This window comes from Haloarcula limicola, from assembly GCF_010119205.1.
GTDB classification, from domain to species: Archaea; Halobacteriota; Halobacteria; order Halobacteriales; family Haloarculaceae; genus Haloarcula; species Haloarcula limicola.
This window is the reverse complement of record NZ_WRXM01000001.1, coordinates 1,325,104-1,343,576: the sequence shown is the minus strand read 5'-3', so window position 1 is coordinate 1,343,576 and position 18,473 is coordinate 1,325,104. Positions and strand designations below refer to the sequence as shown.

At 67.8% G+C, this 18,473-nt stretch carries 19 protein-coding genes; 9 read left to right on the top strand and 10 right to left on the bottom strand.

Annotated features, from left to right (window positions below; genetic code table 11):
• Positions 1 to 36: 36 nt before the first annotated feature.
• Genes GO488_RS06875 through GO488_RS06865 form a run of 3 tightly spaced genes read right to left on the bottom strand, consistent with a single transcriptional unit; the run spans position 37 to position 3,207 of the window.
• Entirely contained in the window at positions 37 to 951 is a 915-nt protein-coding gene (locus tag GO488_RS06875) for a DUF7551 domain-containing protein (protein ID WP_162317035.1), read from the bottom strand.
• Positions 952 to 961: 10 nt separating this feature from the next.
• The gene (locus GO488_RS06870; protein WP_162317034.1) at positions 962 to 1,957 is read right to left on the bottom strand and encodes an NAD(P)/FAD-dependent oxidoreductase; all 996 of its coding nucleotides are present in this window, start codon (positions 1,955 to 1,957) and stop codon (positions 962 to 964) included.
• Entirely contained in the window at positions 1,954 to 3,207 is a 1,254-nt protein-coding gene (locus GO488_RS06865; protein ID WP_162317033.1) for an ABC transporter substrate-binding protein, read from the bottom strand. Before GO488_RS06865 ends, GO488_RS06870 begins: the two co-directional genes overlap by 4 nt.
• Positions 3,208 to 3,401: 194 nt before the next feature.
• Between GO488_RS06865 and GO488_RS06860 the strand changes: the two genes are divergently transcribed.
• From GO488_RS06860 to GO488_RS06850, 3 genes are read left to right on the top strand one after another with little or no spacing between them, the layout of a single operon-like run.
• Positions 3,402 to 4,568 carry a FecCD family ABC transporter permease gene (locus GO488_RS06860; protein WP_162317032.1) on the top strand — a complete coding sequence of 389 codons (1,167 nt, stop codon included), beginning with the start codon at positions 3,402 to 3,404 and terminating at the stop codon, positions 4,566 to 4,568.
• A complete protein-coding gene (locus GO488_RS06855; protein ID WP_162317031.1) occupies positions 4,568 to 5,419 on the top strand; it encodes an ABC transporter ATP-binding protein in 852 nt (283 codons plus the stop codon). The genes GO488_RS06860 and GO488_RS06855 overlap by 1 nt, the downstream gene beginning before the upstream one ends.
• A gap of 54 nt (positions 5,420 to 5,473) precedes the next feature.
• Complete coding sequence (locus GO488_RS06850; RefSeq protein ID WP_162317030.1) at positions 5,474 to 6,670, top strand: ABC transporter substrate-binding protein; 1,197 nt, start codon at positions 5,474 to 5,476, stop codon at positions 6,668 to 6,670.
• Between the two features lie 201 nt (positions 6,671 to 6,871).
• On the opposite strand, the gene GO488_RS06845 is transcribed toward GO488_RS06850, so the two are convergent.
• Both GO488_RS06845 and GO488_RS06840 read right to left on the bottom strand, forming a co-directional pair.
• A complete protein-coding gene (locus GO488_RS06845; protein WP_162317029.1) occupies positions 6,872 to 7,774 on the bottom strand; it encodes a serine/threonine-protein kinase RIO2 in 903 nt (300 codons plus the stop codon).
• Between the two features lie 181 nt (positions 7,775 to 7,955).
• Positions 7,956 to 9,224 (bottom strand): DUF389 domain-containing protein, encoded by a 1,269-nt coding sequence (locus GO488_RS06840; RefSeq protein WP_206674382.1) that lies wholly within the window; start codon positions 9,222 to 9,224, stop codon positions 7,956 to 7,958.
• A gap of 190 nt (positions 9,225 to 9,414) precedes the next feature.
• On the opposite strand from GO488_RS06840, the gene GO488_RS06835 reads away from it, so the two are divergent.
• Together GO488_RS06835 and GO488_RS06830 are read left to right on the top strand one after the other, a co-directional pair.
• Positions 9,415 to 9,888: a cation:proton antiporter regulatory subunit gene (locus GO488_RS06835; RefSeq protein WP_162317027.1), complete on the top strand. Its 474-nt coding sequence runs from the start codon at positions 9,415 to 9,417 to the stop codon at positions 9,886 to 9,888.
• Between the two features lie 3 nt (positions 9,889 to 9,891).
• The gene (locus tag GO488_RS06830; protein ID WP_162317026.1) at positions 9,892 to 11,091 is read left to right on the top strand and encodes a cation:proton antiporter; all 1,200 of its coding nucleotides are present in this window, start codon (positions 9,892 to 9,894) and stop codon (positions 11,089 to 11,091) included.
• Between the two features lie 26 nt (positions 11,092 to 11,117).
• Here GO488_RS06830 and GO488_RS06825 read toward each other — a convergent pair whose 3' ends face one another.
• The 3 genes from GO488_RS06825 to GO488_RS06815 all read right to left on the bottom strand — a co-directional run bounded on the left by GO488_RS06825 (position 11,118) and on the right by GO488_RS06815 (position 14,106).
• Positions 11,118 to 11,540 carry an acyl-CoA thioesterase gene (locus GO488_RS06825; RefSeq protein WP_162317025.1) on the bottom strand — a complete coding sequence of 141 codons (423 nt, stop codon included), beginning with the start codon at positions 11,538 to 11,540 and terminating at the stop codon, positions 11,118 to 11,120.
• On the bottom strand, positions 11,537 to 12,067 hold the full coding sequence (msrA, locus tag GO488_RS06820) for a peptide-methionine (S)-S-oxide reductase MsrA (protein WP_162317024.1): 531 nt from the start codon (positions 12,065 to 12,067) through the stop codon (positions 11,537 to 11,539). The genes GO488_RS06825 and msrA overlap by 4 nt, the downstream gene beginning before the upstream one ends.
• Positions 12,068 to 12,462: 395 nt before the next feature.
• The gene (locus GO488_RS06815; RefSeq protein ID WP_162317023.1) at positions 12,463 to 14,106 is read right to left on the bottom strand and encodes an NADH-quinone oxidoreductase subunit D; all 1,644 of its coding nucleotides are present in this window, start codon (positions 14,104 to 14,106) and stop codon (positions 12,463 to 12,465) included.
• 82 nt (positions 14,107 to 14,188) lie between these two features.
• Here GO488_RS06815 and GO488_RS06810 point away from each other — a divergent pair, with 82 nt between their 5' ends.
• From GO488_RS06810 to GO488_RS06795, 4 genes are all read left to right on the top strand, one after another.
• Positions 14,189 to 14,863 carry a helix-turn-helix domain-containing protein gene (locus GO488_RS06810; RefSeq protein ID WP_162317022.1) on the top strand — a complete coding sequence of 225 codons (675 nt, stop codon included), beginning with the start codon at positions 14,189 to 14,191 and terminating at the stop codon, positions 14,861 to 14,863.
• A 77-nt stretch (positions 14,864 to 14,940) separates the two neighbouring features.
• Positions 14,941 to 15,735 carry a lipoate--protein ligase family protein gene (locus tag GO488_RS06805; protein ID WP_162317021.1) on the top strand — a complete coding sequence of 265 codons (795 nt, stop codon included), beginning with the start codon at positions 14,941 to 14,943 and terminating at the stop codon, positions 15,733 to 15,735.
• A 60-nt stretch (positions 15,736 to 15,795) separates the two neighbouring features.
• Complete coding sequence (locus GO488_RS06800) at positions 15,796 to 16,629, top strand: deoxyribonuclease IV (RefSeq protein WP_162317020.1); 834 nt, start codon at positions 15,796 to 15,798, stop codon at positions 16,627 to 16,629.
• Positions 16,630 to 16,748: 119 nt separating this feature from the next.
• Positions 16,749 to 17,492, top strand: a complete 744-nt coding sequence (locus GO488_RS06795) for a class I SAM-dependent methyltransferase (protein WP_162317562.1) — start codon at positions 16,749 to 16,751, stop codon at positions 17,490 to 17,492.
• Here the strand turns inward: GO488_RS06795 and GO488_RS06790 are convergent.
• Entirely contained in the window at positions 17,473 to 18,003 is a 531-nt protein-coding gene (locus GO488_RS06790) for a DUF7965 family protein (RefSeq protein ID WP_162317019.1), read from the bottom strand. The two genes, GO488_RS06795 and GO488_RS06790, sit on opposite strands and share 20 nt — an antisense overlap.
• Positions 17,996 to 18,439, bottom strand: a complete 444-nt coding sequence (locus GO488_RS06785; RefSeq protein ID WP_162317018.1) for a CopD family protein — start codon at positions 18,437 to 18,439, stop codon at positions 17,996 to 17,998. The genes GO488_RS06790 and GO488_RS06785 overlap by 8 nt, the downstream gene beginning before the upstream one ends.
• Between the last annotated feature and the right edge of the window lie 34 nt (positions 18,440 to 18,473).

Below are 18,473 nucleotides of genomic sequence, written 5' to 3'. Positions count from 1 at the left end.
CCCCGTCTGAACGCCGGATATCGATGACAGCGCCGCTCAGAGCGCGGATCGGATCGGGACGCTCGCCAGTTCCTCTGGCCCGCCGTCCCGGGTGTAGACGAGCGTGAGCCGCCAGTCCCCGTCGACGTGAACTGCCCGGAGCGCCGCGGGCGGCCCGTCGCCGGCACCCCGGTAGAGCGCCAGGACGAGGGGGAGGACGGGAAGTCGACCGTTCCGCGGCGAGAGGGCGTACCCGGACAGCCGGACGACGACCGATCGAGTGCCGCCGTCGGTGGACGCCGACGGCGGCGACTCGACGTAGCCGTCGAGCAACCCCCGGTCTCGGAGGTGGGAAAACGCCGCCGGGATCGGCCGTCTCCCGGACTCGACCGGCGGCAGCCGTCCCGCGGCGTCGGCGAGGACGTCGGCCCGTTCGTCGGGCGTGAGTCGCCGGTCGAGTTCGGTCGCCATGCTCTCTAGAAGGCAGACACAGAGGTCGTCGAGGTCGTCGACGGTCTCCGCGAGGTCGAAGTAGGTGTCCATGACCGCCGATTCGACGGCGTCGTGGCCCGCCGCCGACAGCGTCTCGAAGACGGCGGCCGCGACGCTGTGACAGAAGTCGATGCGGCGACGGCGGGTCGGTTCCGCGGACGCGTCCCCGCTGCCGGTGTCCGCGGGCGCGCCCTCGTCCGTCGAGTCGCCCGCCGGTCGCTCGCCCGTCACGCGCGGTTCGACTGCCTGACAGACGACGACGTCGTAGTGCGGGAGCCGCGGGTCGTAGCGTCGGAGCGCTCGCCGATACCGCTCGGTCGCGCGTGCTGCCCGCTGTGCCGTCGAGCGACTGTCGAAGCGCGCCTCGGCCGCCGGGACCGGGCGGTCCCCGGTGCGCGCACAGACGAGGTAGTACTCGCCGTCGGAACTGGCGAGGGTCTCGATTCGGTCGCGGAGTTCGGCGAGTGTGGTTCCGACCATGGTGGTCCGGCTACGGCGTCCGCTCGACGGGTTCGGTCTCCAGATACTCCCTGATTTGCTCGTCGTCGACGGCGTCGAGGACCGCGTCGCTCCCGACGGCCTCGACCAGACTCTCGGGGTCGAGGTGTTCGGCGAGGCGTCGGCGGCCCTCGTCGGTGAGGCGCTGGATCTCCTCGTCGCTGCGACGCGTCTCGAACGCCCGGTCGACGGCCCGTTCGCGCAGCGTCGAGAGGCGTTCGTCGTCCACCTCGGCGTCGGCCGCGCGGTCGTCGAACCACTCCCGCCAGCGCTCGCGCTCGCCCCACGCCCCCTCGAACTCCGAGTCGGGGCGCAGCCAGTCGTAGTGGTTGGCGAGGACGCCCTCCGGAAGCCCCTCCGCGCGCCGCCACTCCGCGAGGAGCGTGCGGGCAACGTGGGCGCCCTGGCCCGCGGCGACGATGGCCTGGACGTCGCGTTCGCCCGCCGGCGAGGCGACGTACAGCCCCTCGACCGGCGTCCGACCGTCGTCGTCGGCGTAGTCGGGGTCGAAGTGCTCGTGTTCCTCGCCGTCGTGTTCGTGGGTCTCGAACATCGCGTCGCCGTCGAGCGGCCGAAGGTACTCCCCGCCGTAGCGCGTCGCCGCGACGACCCGGTCGGCGGTGACCGGCCCGCCGTCTTGGGTCTCGACCCGAAAGCCGCCCCCGCTCTCGCCCCCGCGTTCGATCGATTCGACCATGTCCTCGACCACGTCACAGCCGGCGGCACCGGCGTGGTCCCGCGCGAGTTCGAGGAACGTCTCGACGTCGATGCCGCCCGGGAAGCCCAGGTAGTTCTGTAGGTACGCACACCGGGCCAGCGAGGAGTTCCCGCGGTCGAAGACCGCCGTATCGAGGCCGTAGCGGGCGGTGAAGACCCCGGCCGAACAGCCGGCCGGCCCGCCCCCGACGATCGCGACGTCGTAGTGGCTCGCGGCCGCGTCGTCTCCGTCGTCTTCGTCGTCCCCGTCGCGTCCGTCCGCCGCGCTCACGCGCTTCCCTCCCCCGTGACGATGCCGGCGACTCTCTCTCGGTCGAACAACTGTTCTTCCTCGGGAATCTCCGGGTACGGACTCCCGTCTTCGTACTCGGGCCACTCGCCGAAGACGTCGGGATAGAGCTGTTTCGCGCCCATCTCTATCTGGAAGAGGTTCATGATGGGGCCCTGATAGCGCATCCCAGCGGGGTACACCCGGTCGTTCCGGACGGCCTGTAAGGTCTGCCCGGCCGAGTGGTTCTCGAGTTGCTGACGGGTCTTCGCCATGTCGTAGTTCGGGGTCAGTCCCCAGAGGTGGAGGATGACGTCCGGGTCCGCCTCCAGCATCGCCTCGTAGGAGACGCTGCCCCAGAGGCTACCCCAGTCCTTCTCGGCGAAGGCGTCGCGGGCCCCGAGCGGCCGCGTGTCGGCCAGCCAGTAACCGGGCTCGTTCAGGTGGTACGTCCAGAACTTCGAGCCGTCGCTGGCCAGCGTCACCCGCACGGCGGTCGGTCGCTCGGACTCCGGCGGGAGGTTCGACTGGACGCGCGAGACGAGGTCCGAGTGGACCTGCGCGAGCGCCTCGTAGCGCTCGCGCTCCCGAAACACAGTCGCGACCTTCCCAAATAAATCCCAGAGACCGTAGTACCGGTAGTCGCCGTCGCCGTTCGGCGGGGCCGCCTGCGTCCCGCTGTAGAAGTTCCCAAACCACGGGCCGATCTGGGAGGATATTTCGTCGACGTCGGCGTCGCTCCAGTTGTCCTGGGCCGCCGCCCACACGGGGTCGGCGAGGTGGACGTCACTTCCCAACTCGTAGAGCAGTTCCTTCGGAAGTCCGTCGCTCAGCGGGTCCCGCAACCCCTCCCACTCCAACGAGACGCCGTCGAGGCGGTGGTAGTAGTGGTTCATCGTCGTCCCCGACATCTCGGGGACGTACACCGAGTTCACCGACTCGCCGTGGCCCAGCGCGACGGCCATGTCGAGGTACTGCGGGAAGACGGTGAAGACCTCCGTCGGAACCGCGTCGAAGCTCACCTCGCCGACCGGGGACATCGAGACGGTGTGTCCCTCTCCCGCGGCGGTCGAACCGTCCGTCTCGGCGGCCGTCTCTGGACCCTGATCGGCGTCGGTCGCGGTCGACCGCTCGGTCCCGTCTCCGTCGGCGCTCGATCCGCCACACCCCGCGAGTAGTCCGCTCGTCGCCGCGCCGAGGCCCGCCGCTACGAACCGCCGCCGCGTCGAGCAGGAGTCGTCGTCGATTGGCATTATCGTTTAGGGACACCTAAATACATATATTCGTTCCGGTATTTCGGCGAGCCTAAAAGTAGGAGGGTGTTACAGCGAACGCCGCTCCGACCGAAAAACTCCCGTACTGTTCGCCGAGAGTCCCGTCGAATCTCTCAGTCACTATGCCGAACCGAAACCCATAATATGCTGTTTAGGTAACCCTAAATCCATGTATGGCTAGTGCGCATTCCGATTCAGCCCCCTCGGAGACCGCCGACGAGCGCGGCTGGATCACACCCCAACTCGTGACGTTCTGTCTGGCCTGTCTCGGGGTGACCGTCATCGCTGGCCTGGTGCAGGTGAGCTTCGGCTCCTATTCGATGACGATCGGCCAGGCGTGGCGAGCGGTGTTCAACCCGAGCGTCGTCTTCGACCTCGACGCCTGGGAGTCGTTCCTGCTGGGCGGCGAACTCCCCGAGATGAACCGGCGGAGTCTCGTCGTCTGGAACATCCGCCTCCCGCGGGTGTTCGTCGCCGCCATCGTCGGCGCGTCGCTGGCGGTCTCGGGCGCTATCTTCCAGGCCGTGACGCGCAACGAACTGGCGAGTCCGTACGTCCTCGGCGTCTCCTCCGGAGCGGGTCTCACGGTGCTGCTGACGCTCGTCGTCTTCCCGGGCGCGACCATCGTGATCCCGGTTCTGTTCGGCGGCGTCGCGCTCACTACCTCGGCGCTGCTGCCGCTGCTGGCCGCCGTGGGTGGGACCATCGCGTTCCTCCTCGTCTACGGGATCGCGTGGAAGGGCGGCACCAGTCCCGTCCGCCTCGTCCTCGCGGGCGTCATCGTCAACATGGTGTTCCAGTCCCTCCAGCGCGGGCTCTTCTTCTTCGCCGACAGCCTCGGCGTCGTCCAATCGGCGCTCGCCTGGATCACGGGGTCGCTCACCGGCACCGGCTGGGAGCAAGTCCGACTGGCGATCGTGCCCGCGACGCTCGCCATCGTCCTGGCTATCGGCGGCGCTCGCCAGCTCAACGTCCTGTTGCTCGGCGAACGGACGGCGAAGTCGCTCGGGATGCGCGTCGAACGCATGCGGTTCCTCCTCTCGGGGGTCGCCATCCTCGCGGCGAGCACGGCCATCGCCGTCGCCGGGATCATCGGCTTCTTCGGCCTCGTCGTCCCCCACGTCGTCCGCATCGTCCTGGGGAGCGACTACCGGCGGCTCATCGTCGGCTGTCTCTTCGCCGGCCCGGCGCTGATGGTCGTCGCCGACGTCGGCGCGCGGCTCGGACTCGCGGTCCTGTTCGGCGGTGGTCAGATACCCGTCGGCGTCGTCACCGGCGTCGTCGGCGGGCCGTACTTCCTCTATCTCATGCGCAGACAGCAGACGATGGGTGATCTCTGATGGCGCGGACCGACGGCGAACACGGCCACGAGCGAGTCACCGACACCGAGGGCGTCCCCGTCGAGAGCGCGGTGGTCGCCGAGGACCTCGCGTTGAGCTATCCCAACGCCGAGGAGACCATCGTCGACATCGCCCGACTGGACGTCCCCGAGGGGGAGGTGACCGCCCTCGTCGGCCCGAACGGGAGCGGCAAGAGCACGCTGCTGAAGGGCCTCTCGAACCACCTCTCCCCGGAGTCGGGCACCGTCCGTCTCTGGGACCGGGAGATCCAGTCCTTCGGCGAGAAGGAACTCGCCCGCGCGATGGGCGTCCTCTCACAGGAGAACGAGTCGCCCGACTCCATCACCGTCGAGGACCTGGTCTATCACGGGCGGTATCCCCATCGGGGCTTCTTCGAAAGCACGACCGAGGAGGACCGAGAGGTGGTCAAGCGATCGCTTTCGATGGCCGGCGTCGAACACCTGCGGAACTCGGAGGTCGGGCAGCTCTCCGGCGGGCAGAAACAACTCGCGTGGATCGCGATGGTGCTGGCACAGGACACCGACGTCCTGCTGCTCGACGAGCCGACCACGTTCCTCGACTTACACAACCAGTTCAAGGTGTTAGAGACGGTCCGGCAGCTGAACGAGCAGACGGATGTCACCGTCGCGATCGTCCTCCACGACATCGCACAGGCGGCCCGGTTCGCGGACTACCTCGTCGCGCTGCGAGACGGCGAACTGTACGACTGGGGACCGCCGACGGACGTGGTCACCGAACAGCTCCTCGCCGACGTCTTCGGCGTCGAGGCCACCGTTACCCACGAACCGGAGCTGCAGGTACTCCCGAAGCGGGCGCTCCCCGACGAGTAGTCGCGCCGGTCTCCGTTTCGGAAGGGTTTTTAACTTTTAGGCGAACCTAAAACCATGGCCGACGAACCACGCCGAACGAGACGCAACGTACTGCGGACCGCCGCGGGCCTCGCCGGTGCCGCCGCGCTCGCGGGCTGTTCACAGAGCGAGGGCGGATCGGGGACGCCGAACGACACCGAAACGTCCGGGACGGACGCCGCGACGTCTGCGGGGACCGAGCAGACGGACGCCGAGACGGAAGCATCGAGCGACGGGAGTTACGCCGTGTCGATGGAGCCGGTCGGTGAGGTCACCTTCGAGGCGGTCCCCGAGACGTGGGTCGCCAACAACGGCAGCTGGGCCGACATGGGCGTCGCACTCGGCCGGGACCCGCCCGAGGGCGTCTGGCTCCCGAGCCGATACCACACGCGGTACTACGACGAGATTCCCGACGTCAGCGTCGACAAGAGCGGAATGAAGAAGCTCTGGGGGAGCAGCGGCGTCGGGAAAGAGCAGTTCTACTCGATCGACGCGGACGTCCACGTCATCGACCCGAACTTCCTCATCAATCGCGCGAAGGGCTGGAAGCAGAGCGACGTCGACGAGATCTCCGAGAACGTCGCGCCCTTCTTCGGCAACAGCATCTTCTCGACGGGGTACGAGTGGCACCAGAGCTACCCGTACCTATCGCTGTACGAGGCCTTCGGGAAACTCGCGCAGGTCTTCCAGCGGACCGACCGCTACGATGCGTTCAAGGCGTACCACGACGAGACGTTCCAGTCGAACGTCGCGAATGTCGTCCCCGACGAGGGCGAACGCCCGGCCGTCGCCATCATGTGGGCCGCCGGCAACGAGCCCGAGGAGTTCTCGCCGTACCTCATCGGCGAGGGGACGAGCTTCAAGCAGTGGCGCGACCTGAAGGTTCGAGACGCGCTGGCCGAGACCGACGTCAAGGACTTCCACGCCACCCGGGCGGCCGTCGACTACGAGACGCTGCTCGAGATCGACCCGCCGATGCTCATGCTGCGGGGCCACGAGAGCCAGACGAAATCGGAGTTCCAGGACACCGTCGTCGACTTCATGGAGAACCACGACGTCGCCAGCCAACTCACCGCCGTGAAGAACGGCGACGTCTACCGCGGTGGCCCCCTGTATCAGGGACCGATCACGAACCTCGTCGTGACCGAACGCGCCGCGAAGCAGGTCTACGGCGCTGAGGACGACCTGTTCGACCGAGAGCGCGTTGCGAGCATCGTCAACGGCGACTTCTAACGGCCACTGCGCCCCGCTGCGGCCGTCGTTTTCCCGATTCTCACTCAGTAGCGGCAACGCTGTCCAAGTCAGTCCGTTCGAGCCGGTCGAATCTGTCTCGATGCCGATTTCATATAGCTATATATTGTTTATCAGATGGCCCGAACACATCGCTAATACGAGAACAGTCCGTAGAAGATAGGCCGGAGACGCCGCAAACCGTTAATAGCCGGCCAGCGACTCGAACGAGTCCGTCGCCACGGCGTCGGCCACCGCGTCGACGTCGACGTCGTCGACTTCTGCGGGATACTTCCGCTGGAAGTAGCTCACGATGTTGTCCACGTCCCGAGTTAGCAATTCGCGTGCGTTCTCGTGGTCGGTCGGCACGGCCTGGGGCCAATCGAAGACGACGATCCCCTGGGTCGTGACGAAGACGTTGTACTCGCTCATGTCCGCGTGGACGAACCCTTCGCGGTAGGCCGTCTGCATTTCGTCCAAGACGAGTTCCAGCAGCGGGACGACCTGTTCGGGTTCGAGACCGGTCCGGGAGAGCTCGACGCCGTCGATCTTCTCCATGATGATGGCGTGGCGGTTGGTGTCGATCGGCTGGGGGACCGAGACGTCGGGATACAGGGTTTCGAGGGCCTCGTATTCTCGTTCGGCGGCTTTCCGGGCGGTGTAGAGCCACGAGACGTGGTCGCGGTCGGCGGTGTACTCGCGCTCTTTCATCACCTCGCGGAAGTTGGTGTACCCTTCGCGGTGGTACTTCAGCGCCATCGGCTTGTAGGACTGCACCTCGTAGACGTCGCTCTCTTTACCCACGCCCAGCGGTGCGCCGAAGCCCTCGATCGTGTCCCGCTCGACGAAGGTATGCAACGCGAGCGCGTCGTAGCCCTCGAAGGTGAGTTTGAACCCCTCGTACTGCATCGTCTTGCGTTCGAGCAGCTCCCGGTCGGCACAGCGGTCCAACCGATAGTCCACGTTCTCCTCGCTCAGCCGGGAGAACTCGGTCAGCTTCTCGCGATTGACGTACTCGGAGAAGCGCATCCCCTGCTCGACGCCCGACAGGAGGTGGAAGTCCTCGGGTTCCAACTCCGTCATCACGGAAGCCACGTTCTGGACCATGTACCGGCTCTAATCGCCCGACTCGTAAAAGTTCGACGCGTCGGCACGAGCCAGGATATAAATCGGATAGCGCGATACAGAATGAGGAATGGTCGGTGCCTGCGGCGAGACGTTTCCCAGCATCAGAAGCGATTGAAAACGGTCCGATGTGCCGAGACCGCGCGAGAATACCGCTCAGCCCTCACTTCGCCGTTCGAGTGCCGGTGAACTCGACGACGACCTTCACGTCCTGTCCGGTTCGCCGCTCGATGCCGCGTTCGAGCGTCGCGGCGATGTCGGGATACGACTCGTTCGCGGTGCGGCTCACCGCTACCGTCACCTCGACCGGCTCGTCGGTCTCTGGCGGCCCGCCGTAGGCCGGCTGCACGTCGATCAGGGTGAGCGAGTCGTACGCCGGTTGCGAGAGCGTCTCCTCGGTCTCCCGTTCGACGTCCTGTGCGAACGCGATGTTCAGTCCGGTGAGGGCACCGGTGCCTGCGGCGGCGACGAGGAGGAGGCCGAGCATCGCGTACACCGTGACCCGGTCCTTCGACGGGAGCGAGCGCCTGAACTCGCGCAAGTGGGGTCCGTCTCGCTGCCACCACTTCGGCAGGTAGCCCATCGCCACCAGCGTGCAGGTCGCGCCGATGTTGATAGCGAGGAGGTTCACCGCCAGCAGGAGGAAGGCTCCGTAGGTGAACACGGGCACCGACCACGCGATGCCGATGCCGACCGCGGCGACGGCGGGGACGATGGCCGCCGCCACCATCACGCCGATGAGCGACGTCGACTGCTCGGTCGTGTACCCGAAGGCACCGACGATACCCGCGACGATGGCCCCGATCGTCGAGAGCAACGTCGGCGAGGCCCGGAGCCCGAGCAGTTCGAGGTTCGTGACCGCCATCCTCGGAGAGACGAACCCGAACTGCCGCAGCAGTACCGCGAACAGAGCCGCACCGGCGATGCCGAGCGCGAGGCCGAGGACCTGATTCCGCAGGCTCGACGTGACCATCTCCCAGTCGCCGAGTATCGTCCCGGCCGGGACCGCGAGCGCCGAACTGACCTGGGGCGCGATGATCATCGACCCGATGACCAGCGCCGGCAGGTCGGCGAGCAGCCCCGCGGCCGCCGCGATGACGCTGAGCAGCGTCCCAACGTAATAGATCTGGTAGGGCCACTGCATCTCTCGAATCTTCCCCCGCAGCTCCTGACTCGAGAGGGTCCGCACCGTCGAGGAGTACCGCTCCTGTAGGTCCGGCAACCGGGGCGTCTCTGCGAACTCCGCTCTCGTCACCACCGAGTAGGCGTCGCTGCCGACGTCTCGCTCCTCGATGGCGTCGAGGACGTCGCCGACGGCCGGCGTCGGCACGGGCGCGAACACGTGCGTGGTACCGTCCTCGGAAAGTGCCGTATAGTCGGCTCCCTCGTCGTCGAGAACCGACGCCACCTCGGACTCGTGTTCTTCGGACACTCTGATGTGTAGCTGACGCACGCCTCGCCCGTCGCCGTCTGTGCAAGAAGTGCTGTTGCTTGCCTTCGAAAACTCCGATTAGGGGCGTGAGAGGCCGAGTTACGGCTATCTGTGACGTCGGACCAGGCTTACGAGAAATCGAGGCCGCGGCACGCGAACAGCGAAGTGAGTGTTGCCCGTACGTCCGCGTATGCGCGTCTACGAGACCGACCTCCCGGGCGTCGGCCGGCGATACGCCGTCGAGTTCCCCGACGGCGGCCGCCTGACGGTCCTCGTCGGCAACGACGGGACGCGGGAGACATACTGGCGCGAGGACGGCGACGGCGACAGCGACCGGCTGTTCTCGCTCACCGAGGGACAGGCGCGGAAACTCGCCGAGATCTACGACGGGACGTACTTCGAACCGGCACCCGAGGGCGTCGACGACGTCCTGCGGGACGCGCGCATCCGCTGGGTCGGGGTCGGTTCGGACGACCCGGTCGTCGGGCGGACCATCGGTGAAACCGGGATTCGCAGTCGAACGGGGGCCCTCGTCCTCGCGGTCCAGCGGGGAGACCGGACCATCTCGAGTCCCGACGCGAACACCCGAATCGAGTCGGGCGACGTCCTCGTCGCCGTCGGGACCGACGAGGCCCACGAGAAACTGGCCGACCTCCTCGGGTGAGCCGTGGCGAACCCGCTGCTCGTTGCCGGCGCGGTGCTCTTATCGCTGGTCGCGCTCGCGCTCGGCGCGCAGCGGCTCGGGCAGTCGGTCATCCCGACGTACATCCTCGCCGGCGTCGTCGTCGGACCGTTCGGCGTCGGTCTCGGCGGCGGGACGATCGGCGTCCCCCTGCCCGAGTTGCTGTCGCTCCCGGCGGCGCTGGGGGTCGTCCTGTTGCTGTTCTTCGTGGGGCTGGAACTGAGCGTCGACGAACTGCTGGCCGACCGACGGGCGTTCGGCCTCGCCGGTGCCGTCGACGTCGGAGCGAGCCTGCCGCTCGGGTTTCTGGTCGGGCTCGCCGCCGGGTTCGCGCCGCTCGAAGCGGGGTTCCTGGCGCTCGTCGTGTTCAACTCCTCGACGGTCGTCATCGCGAAGTCCGTCGTCGACGCCGGGTGGCTGGGGACGCGGGCCGGCGACGCGATCTTCGGCGTCGTCGTCGTCGAGGACGTCGTGACGGCGCTGTCGTTCGCCGTCCTGTCCGCGCTGGTCGTCGGGGGGACCGGAATCGACCTCGCGTGGTCGCTCGCCGCCGGCGTCGTGTTTCTGGCGGCGCTCGCGGCCGTCACCCTCCGCGGGGCCGCCCGGATCGGGACTGCGCTCAGGCCGCTTCGCGGCGATCTGTTCGTCGTCGCGGCCCTCGGCGCGGCGGCGCTGATCGCCGGTCTCGGCGCGTTCACGCGGACGAGCGAGGCCGTCGCCGCGTTCCTCGCCGGCGGGCTGTTCCAGAAAGCCGGTCTCGCCCCCGAGACCGAGCGCTACCTCGCGCCGGTGCGGGACGTCTTCGCCGTCGTCTTCTTCCTGTGGATCGGCGTGCAGACGGACCCGCTGGTGGTCACGAGCGTCGCGCCGCTGGTTCTCGGTGTGGGCGGCGTCACGCTCGTCGGGCAACTGGTCAGCGGGTACTACGCCGGGCGCGCGTTCGGGTTGGACGCCGACGGCGCGGTCCGGATGGGCGCGGCGCTGACGCCGCGAGGGGAGTTCTCGCTGGTCATCGCCGCGTTCCTCACCGCCGCCGGGACGACGCCGACGCTCTCCGAGACGATCCCGGCGTTCACCGTCGGCTACGTGCTGCTGACGAGCGTGGTCGGGAGCGTCCTCCTCCACCGCGCGGACGGCATCGCCGCGCTCAGGCGGCGCGTTCTCGGCATCGAGCGAGGCGAGTAGCCAAGTCGGGAGCGTCGCGTCGTCGCTCAGAGCCCCTCGAACTCGGCGATCGCCTCGCGCCAGCTCTCGGGGATGGGTTGGGGGGTCTCCTCTCTGCGGCTGTAGGCGACGACCGTCGTCTCCCCGGTGGCGGCGACGTGGCCATCGGAGCGGACCTCGTACTCGAAGGGGAAGCTCTTGGTACCGAGGCGGGGAACGCGGACGCCGATGGTGACGCTATCGAGGGTCCGCACCGGCCGCTCGTAGTCGAGTTCGAGGTTGGCGATGACGATCCCGGTCCCGTCGCCGGCCGCCGAGAGCAGGTCGTCGTCGTTCTGTCCGAGGACCTCCCGGAGGTAGTCGATGCGGGCCTCTTCGAGGTAGGTCCCGTACCGGACGTTGTTGACGTGGCCGTAGGTGTCGAGGTCGTCGTAGCGGATGTCGACCTCGGTCGCGAACTCGAAGCTCATGCCAGTAGCTCCGCGTGCTTGTCCTTGAGTTTCTCTATTTTCGGCGGGATCGTCATCGTGCAGTATGCCTGATTGGGGTTCTTCTCGAAGTAGTCCTGGTGGTACTCCTCGGCGGGGTAGAACGTCTCCAGCGGTTCGACCTCGGTGACGATGTCGTCGTCGTAGCCGTGCTGGATGTCGTCGATGAACGCCTCGACGGTCTCGCGCTGGGCGTCGTCGTGATAGAAGACCGCAGAGCGGTACTGCGTCCCCACGTCGTTGCCCTGCCGGTTCAGCGTCGTCGGGTTGTGCGTGGTGAAGAAGACCGCCAGGAGATCCTCGTAGCTCACCGCGTCGGGGTCGTACGTAACTTGGACGCACTCGGCGTGGCCCGTCTCCTCGCGGCAGACGGCCTCGTAGCTGGGGTCCTCGACGTGGCCGCCCGCGTATCCGGAGACCACCTTCTCGACGCCTCTCACCTGCTCGAAGACGGACTCGGTACACCAGAAACAGCCGCCGGCGAACGTCGCTTGCTCGGTTTCGGTCATGGGGAGGCGTAGGCGGGGAACGCACAAAAACAGACGGTCGACTCTCGCTAGCACTGTTTAGTTACGCTTCGTAGAGTACGCACAGCCAGAAAGCCTCGGCTGGCTTCAGTCGGGGGACTCGCTGCGGTCCTTACGTCGTCCGCCGTCCCGAAGCCAGCCACCGGGAGACCGTCGGTCTCCCGAGCAGTCGGCGCTACGTGCCGACAACGCCCCTTTCAGTCCCGCCAGTTGCTGGTTGACCAGCTGATACAGGTGGGACTGAAAGGGGCCGCTCTCTTGGCGAACCCCGGCGACGCAAGCACCTACTGGAGCGCAGCGAGCCGCGGGAGCCGAGAGAGCGGGGGCTTTCTGGCTCTTCGAGCCGTTCCTTGCCAAACTAAATACTGCTACCCTCGCTAGCGGTCCACGTCGCCCATGATGGGGTCGAGACTGCCCAGCGTCGCCACGAGGTCGGCAACGTACTCGCCTTCGGCCATCGCGGGGAACGTCTGGACGTGCGAGAAGGAGGGACCGCGGATCTTGAAGCGGGCGGGCGTGTCCGTGCCGTCCGAGCGGATGTAGATGCCGAGTTCGCCCTTGGCGGACTCGACGGCGCGGTAGATCTCGGCGTCGGGGTCGGGCCGAAGCGTGCGGGGGACGTTCGACTGAATCTCGCGCTCGTCTTCGGGCCAGTCGGCGAGCAGGTCGGCGCACTGCTCGACGATCCTCGCGGACTGTTCGACCTCCCGCAGCCGGACGAGGAGGCGCGCGAAGTTGTCGCCGCCCTCTTGCGTGACGACATCCCAGTCCAGTTGGTCGTAGTAACCGTAGGGGTCGTCGCGGCGCAGGTCGTAGTCGACGCCCGACCCGCGGGCGACGGGGCCGGTACAGCCGTAGGCCTTCGCGGTCTCGGGCGAGAGGTATCCCGTGTCGACGGTGCGCAGCTGGAGGATCTCGTTGTTGGTCACCAGGTCGTGGAACTCCCGGACCTTCTCGGGGAGCGAATCGAGGAAGGCGTGGACCTTCTCGAGGAACGGCTCGCGCGGTTCCGGGAGGTCCCACGCGACGCCGCCCAGCCGGAAGTAGTTGAACATCAGGCGCTGGCCGGTGAGGTCTTCGAGGATCCCCTGGATGAGTTCGCGGTCGCGGACCGCGTACTGCCAGACAGCGTTGAACTCGCCGACCACGTCCAGCGCGTAGGTGCCGAACGCGAGCAGGTGACCCAGCATCCGGCTGAACTCCGCGCACATCGTCCGAATCACCTGCGCGTACTCGGGAACGTCGATGTCCGCTAAGTCCTCCGCGGCGCGGGCGTAGGCCCACTCGTTGGCCAGACCGGCCCCGCTCCAGTCCCAGCGGTCGGGGTAGGGCATGATCTGGTGACGGTAGGTCCCGGATTCGCACATCTGCTCCTCGCAGCGGTGGATGAAGCCGATGTCGGGGTCGACGCCGACGACCTGCTCCCCGTCGAGCTCGACGTTGAGGTGGAGGACGCCGTGGGTCGAGGGGTGGTGCGGGCCGATATTGAGGTGCATCGTATCGGGACCGGCGCGCCTGTCTTCGAGCAGGTGCTGATGCTCGCGGAAGGTGACGATCTGCGGCTGGTCCCGGTCGTAGTCACGGGACAGCGGGTGACCCTGCCACGTCTCCGGCAGGAGGATTCGTCGCAGGTCCGGGTGGTCGTCGTACTCGATGCCCAACAGGTCGTAGGCCTCGCGCTCGTGCCACTCGGCGGTCCGGTACACCGGCGCGGCCGACTCGCTGCGGGGGCGGTCCGACGTGGTGGGGACGACCACCGACAGCTCGCGGGTCGGGTCGTCGTAGCTCCGCAGGTGATAGATGGTCTCGAAGCGGTCGGCGTACTCCTGTGCGGTGACGCAGGCGCAGTGGTCCAGTCCCGCTTCGGCCTTCAGCGTCGAGAGCACCGCTTGTACCTCGTCGGCGCGAACGACGACCGCCGGCGCGTTCTCGTGGGTCTCCTCGGCGGTGACGTACTCGCGTATCGGTTCGACGAGGTCTGCGTGCGCGTCGCGCTCTGTGACCCCGACTGTCCGTGACATACGAGACCCGTCGGCCGGGTCCCCCCTCGAATTGCTGCCTCTGTTGCGAGGTGCCTTTATACCAAGTGTCCGAACTACCGACATGAAGTACGTCAGGCTCTCCCTCTCGATGGCGCCGGCCCTGCGCCATCCGATGCACCAGTTCGTCGTCGAGCACGACGGCTTCGACGCCAGCTACCTCGTCCGGGGTAACCAGCTCGGCGAGGACGTACAGACGCTCCTCTTTCACGTCGACGGCCACCCGGTCGAACCCTACCGCGAGGCGCTGGAACGCGCCGAGAACGTCGTCGAGTACGCCATCTCGACGTGCCCCGACGAGACGTTCTACCTCTACGTGCGCGGCAACCCGTCCGAGCAGGACCACGAGCTCGTCGACGCGCTCGTCAGAGCGGGGCTCGTGGTCGTCTCGCCCATCGCGTACCGCGACGACGGGACCATCCGCCTCGCGCTCGTCGGTCCCGGCGGGACCGTCCAGCGGGCTATCGAGGCCGTCCCGGACGGTATCTCGGCCGACGTCCGCGAGGTCAGTGAGTACGACAGTCGCCGCTTCGAGACGGCGGCGACGCTGACCGACCGGCAGTTCGAGGCCGTCGCCGCCGCCGTCGACTGCGGCTACTACGGCGATCCGCGGAGCGGAACCACCGAAGACGTCGCCGAGCGACTCGACTGCGCGCCGGGGACGGCCGCCGAACACCTCCGGAAAGCGGAGGCCCGCGTGATGGAACGCGCCGTCGCGGAGTACAGCGGTCCGGTCTGAAGGAATACCGAAGGAGCCGAGTCGGTTCCCTTCCCCGGCCCGCAACGTCTAACACATCCCATCACCTACCGTCGCCGATGACACTCGCGGACCTAGACTGGCGCGTCGTCGGCGAGGAGCGACACGACGGCCCGCTGACGATGGCGTTCGAGGAGGTAGCGGCCGAGACGGTCGCCGACGGCGGTCCCGCCACCGTCCGGGTTTACACGTGGCCCGATACGCTCTCGCTCGGGTATCGACAGGACCCCGACAGCGTCGACTGGGAGTACTGCGAGCGCGAGGGGATCGGGGTCACGCGGCGGCCGACTGGCGGCGGCGCCATCTATCACGACTCGGTCGCGGACATCTCGTACGGCATCGTCGCACCGGCCGACGCCGTCCCGGGCGACCTGATGGAGTGTTACGAACTGTTCTGCGAGCCGATTCTCGATGCCTTCGAGGATATGGGCGTGGACGCGAAGTTCGTCGCCGGCGAACGCGAGGCCGTCCACCGACCGGCCTGCTACCTCCGCGAACTCCACCCCGCTCACGACATCGTCGGCTCGGACGGCCGCAAACTCGGCGGGAACGCCCAGTACCGACAGCGAGACGCCGTCGTCCAGCACGGGTCGCTGTCGTTCTCGCTGCGACCCGAGCGCCACTGCGGCTGTTTCTCCGGCGATATCGACATCGACGCGTTCCGCGAGCGAGTGGGTGCCATCGACGAATACGCAGATATCGAGCGGGAGACGGCCGTAGAGACGCTAAAAGAGACGCTGGCCGAATGGGTGGACGCCGAGGAAAGCGAGTGGACCGACGAGGAGCGCTCGCGTGCGCGCGAGCGCGCGGAGTCGAAATACGATACCGAGGCCTGGGTTCGCCGCTCGCCGTAGCGCGTGTCGGTTCGACGGACAGTTCGGAATCTCTTTGTCGTGTCGTCGCCGACCGGAACCATGGTCAGAGTCGGTGCACACACCTCCATCGCGGGCGGTGCGTACAACGCCGTTACGGAGCAAGTCGAGTACGAGGGCAACTGCGGGCAGATCTTCTCTCACTCGCCGCAGGTCTGGCAGGACCCGAATATCGACGACGAGGAGGCCGAGCGGTTCCGAGAGCTGAGCGAGGACAACGGCGTCGGCCCGTGGGTCATCCACTCGTCGTACCTCGTGAACCTCTGTACGCCGAAGGCGGACCTCCGCGAGAAGTCCCGCGACTCCATGCAGAAGGAGGTCGAGGCGGCCGCGAAACTCGGCATCGAGTACGTCAACGTCCACCTGGGCGCACACACCGGCGCGGGTGTCGACGGCGGTCTCGACAACGCCGCGAGCGTGCTTGACGACCTGGCGATCCCCGACGGCGTCACCGTCCTCGTCGAATCGGACGCCGGGAGCGGGACGAAGCTCGGCGGCGACTTCGAGCACCTGGCGACGGTGGGCGAGCGGACCGACCAGGACATCGAGTTCTGTCTGGATACCGCCCACGCGTTCGCCGCGGGCTACGACATCTCCTCCCCGGAGGGGGTCGAGGAGACCGTCGCCGAGTTCGACGACGTGGTCGGGCTGGACCGGCTGGCCTGCGTCCACCTCAACGACTCGAAACACGCCTGTGGGACGAACAAGGACGAACACGCCCACGTCGGCGAGGGCGAGATCGGCGAGGCCGGCATGCGCGCCTTCGTCAACCACGACGCCGTGGCGGACGTGCCGTTCGTCTTGGAGACGCCGACCGAGAACGGCAAGGGCTTCGCGTGGAATATCGAGCGAGTGCGGGAACTGCGCGACGAATAGGTTTTCACGAAGGCGATAATCCTCACGGCGCGCTAATCGCGAACTTTTTGCCGCCGACCCGTCTCTCTCCGACAGTGCGCGAGTTCTCAGCCGACTACCTCGACGCGACCCGGACCGGGATGTGGGACGATTCCCGAGCGGCGCTGTCGGACCTCGCCCTCGGGGAGTGCGAGCGCGTCCTCGACGTCGGCTGTGGCACCGGCGAGCTGACGCGAGTTCTCCGCGAGGAGTCGGGCGGGACGGTCGTCGGGCTCGACGCCGACGCCGAACTGCTCGCCGGAGTGGACGGCCCAGCCGTCCGCGGCGACGCGACGCGGCTCCCCTTCGCCGACGATTCGTTCGACCTCGTGGTCTGTCAGGCGCTGCTCATCAACCTCCCCGACCCCGAGGCGGCGGTTCGGGAGTTCGCCCGCGTCGCGAGCGACCGGGTCGCCGCGGTCGAACCGAACAACGGCGCGGTCACCGTCGATTCGACCGTCGACCGGGAACCCGTTCTGGCTCGGCGAGCGCGGCGCTACTTCTTGGACGGCGTCCGAACCGACGTGACGCTGGGGGCCGACGCCGCCGAGGTGTTCGAGGCGGCGGGTCTCGACGTGGTCTCGACGCGCCGGTACGACCAGGAGCGGACCGTCGAACCGCCCTACGGCGAAGCGGCGGTGCGGGCCGCCCGGCGGAAGGCCACCGGCGAGGGGCTGGCGAGCGACCGGGAGACGATCCTCGCCGGCGAGACCACGCCGGAGGAGTACGACGCGCTGCGCGAGCGCTGGCGGGAGATGGGACGAGACGTGATATCCCAGATGCAGACCGACGACTACGAGCGCCGCGAGACGGTCCCGTTCTTCGTCACCGTCGGTCGGGTGTAGTCGGCGGCGCGTCGGCCGTCTCTCGACTGGGTTCCTCGGGGAGCAGGTAGCCGGCGGCTCGGTAGAGGGCGATATCGAGACCGCCGAGGACGAGTCCCACGAGGGCACCGACCGGCGCGGCGACGACGATTCCGATGAGGACGACCAGTAGCGCCGAGACCGGCTGGCTCACGAGCAACTGCGGGACGGCGGTGACCGCGAGGATGCCGAGCAGAAACGCGGTACCGCCGACCCCGCCGACCGCGACGCCCCGCAGTGCGAGCGACCGTAGCGAGTCGTCGGCGAGCGACGCCGCCGAGAGCACCCAGCGCGCGGCGAGGACGAATATCGCCCAGAGATACAGGAAGACGGCGACGCCTGCGAGCGTGTTCAGGCCCCGCAGGAAACCCCCGAGAGCGCCCGCCGCGTGGGCGGCGACGACGCCGACGAGGGCGAACGCGACGACGTCGACGGTGCCGAGCGCCCACGGGAGGAGGTCGAGTCGCCGGCCGTCGGTGGCCGACTCAGCCATGTGCCAGCACCTCCGCGAGGACGACCAGCGCGAGGAGCGCGCCGGCCGTCACGCCGTAGGATCGGCCGAGCGTTCCGCGGAGGGCCATATTCATGGTATCGGCTCCGGAGCCGTTCCGTTCGCCCGCCCGGACGACGACGAGCGTTCTGATCGCCGACCCGAGAACGACGCCCAGTACCGCGAGGAGTTTCGCGAGCAGCGTCCGGCCCCAGTCGGTCGTCGGTCCGGGCACGCCCAGCGCGCCGAGGTTGCCGACGCCGGTGAGGACGAGGACGCCGAGCGCGCCCCAGAACAGCCACTCGTACCGTCTAGCGGCGGCGAGATCGGTCACCGCGGCGGTTCGGTAGCCGTACCAGAGCGCGACGGTGCTGCCGACCAGCACCGCGACGGTGAGGACGTGGAGGGTTCGGACGGCGAGGGAGACCAGTTGCGCCATCGGTCGGTGTACGCGCGGCTCGACAAAAGCGCTT

Excerpts from the sequence above, each read along its gene's own strand:
- GO488_RS06790 (WP_162317019.1), bottom strand. The coding sequence starts at position 18,003 with ATGGCTGAGTCGGCCACCGACGGCCGGCGACTCGACCTCCTCCCGTGG.
- GO488_RS06810 (WP_162317022.1), top strand. The coding sequence starts at position 14,189 with ATGAAGTACGTCAGGCTCTCCCTCTCGATGGCGCCGGCCCTGCGCCAT.
- GO488_RS06800 (WP_162317020.1), top strand. The coding sequence starts at position 15,796 with ATGGTCAGAGTCGGTGCACACACCTCCATCGCGGGCGGTGCGTACAAC.
- GO488_RS06875 (WP_162317035.1), bottom strand. The coding sequence starts at position 951 with ATGGTCGGAACCACACTCGCCGAACTCCGCGACCGAATCGAGACCCTC.
- msrA (WP_162317024.1), bottom strand. The coding sequence starts at position 12,067 with ATGACCGAAACCGAGCAAGCGACGTTCGCCGGCGGCTGTTTCTGGTGT.
- GO488_RS06825 (WP_162317025.1), bottom strand. The coding sequence starts at position 11,540 with ATGAGCTTCGAGTTCGCGACCGAGGTCGACATCCGCTACGACGACCTC.
- GO488_RS06805 (WP_162317021.1), top strand. The coding sequence starts at position 14,941 with ATGACACTCGCGGACCTAGACTGGCGCGTCGTCGGCGAGGAGCGACAC.
- GO488_RS06850 (WP_162317030.1), top strand. The coding sequence starts at position 5,474 with ATGGCCGACGAACCACGCCGAACGAGACGCAACGTACTGCGGACCGCC.
- GO488_RS06845 (WP_162317029.1), bottom strand. The coding sequence starts at position 7,774 with ATGGTCCAGAACGTGGCTTCCGTGATGACGGAGTTGGAACCCGAGGAC.
- GO488_RS06835 (WP_162317027.1), top strand. The coding sequence starts at position 9,415 with ATGCGCGTCTACGAGACCGACCTCCCGGGCGTCGGCCGGCGATACGCC.
- GO488_RS06795 (WP_162317562.1), top strand. The coding sequence starts at position 16,749 with ATGTGGGACGATTCCCGAGCGGCGCTGTCGGACCTCGCCCTCGGGGAG.
- GO488_RS06855 (WP_162317031.1), top strand. The coding sequence starts at position 4,568 with ATGGCGCGGACCGACGGCGAACACGGCCACGAGCGAGTCACCGACACC.
- GO488_RS06785 (WP_162317018.1), bottom strand. The coding sequence starts at position 18,439 with ATGGCGCAACTGGTCTCCCTCGCCGTCCGAACCCTCCACGTCCTCACC.
- GO488_RS06865 (WP_162317033.1), bottom strand. The coding sequence starts at position 3,207 with ATGCCAATCGACGACGACTCCTGCTCGACGCGGCGGCGGTTCGTAGCG.
- GO488_RS06860 (WP_162317032.1), top strand. The coding sequence starts at position 3,402 with ATGGCTAGTGCGCATTCCGATTCAGCCCCCTCGGAGACCGCCGACGAG.
- GO488_RS06815 (WP_162317023.1), bottom strand. The coding sequence starts at position 14,106 with ATGTCACGGACAGTCGGGGTCACAGAGCGCGACGCGCACGCAGACCTC.